Source organism: Vibrio sp. 1580, assembly GCF_033340055.1.
This window is the reverse complement of record NZ_JAWOVT010000550.1, coordinates 1-566: the sequence shown is the minus strand read 5'-3', so window position 1 is coordinate 566 and position 566 is coordinate 1. Positions and strand designations below refer to the sequence as shown.

Sequence of the window (566 nt, the reverse complement as noted above, 5' to 3'; positions counted from 1 at the left end):
CAAGGCTGACGGCTAAACTCGTATCTTAAAAGGAAGAAGCATGAAAATCGCTATTGTAGGCACTGGAATTTCTGGACTGACATGTGGGTACTATCTGCACCAACAACACGATATCACTTTGTTCGAAGCCAACGATTATATTGGTGGTCATACGGCGACGGTTGATGTACGTGTCGGGAATGAGGATTATGCGATTGATACAGGGTTCATTGTATACAACGACCGTACGTATCCAAACTTTATCAAAATGATGAACGAAATTGGCGTGGAAGGTATTCCGACACAAATGAGTTTCAGCGTGAGAAACGATGGCAACGGTTTGGAATATAATGGCCACACATTAACAACATTGTTCGCACAAAAGCGAAATTGGCTTAATCCAAAATTCTATCGCTTTATTCTTGAGATTTTACGCTTCAATAAACTAGCAAAAGCGTCTGCTACTGAGCAAATATCGAGTTCTCAAACGCTGGGTGCATTTTTGGATGAGCACCAGTTTAGTGATTTCTTTTCTGACAACTATATTCTGCCAATGGGCGCGGCGATTTGGTCATCTTCCCTCGCTG

General features: G+C 42.2%; 1 protein-coding gene. It reads left to right on the top strand.

Annotation, left to right across the window (positions count from 1 at the left end):
• Nucleotides 1–40 precede the first annotated feature (40 nt).
• A partial coding sequence (locus tag R7093_RS27105) for an FAD-dependent oxidoreductase (RefSeq protein WP_318147259.1) occupies nt 41–566 on the top strand: 526 nt, incomplete at its 3' end.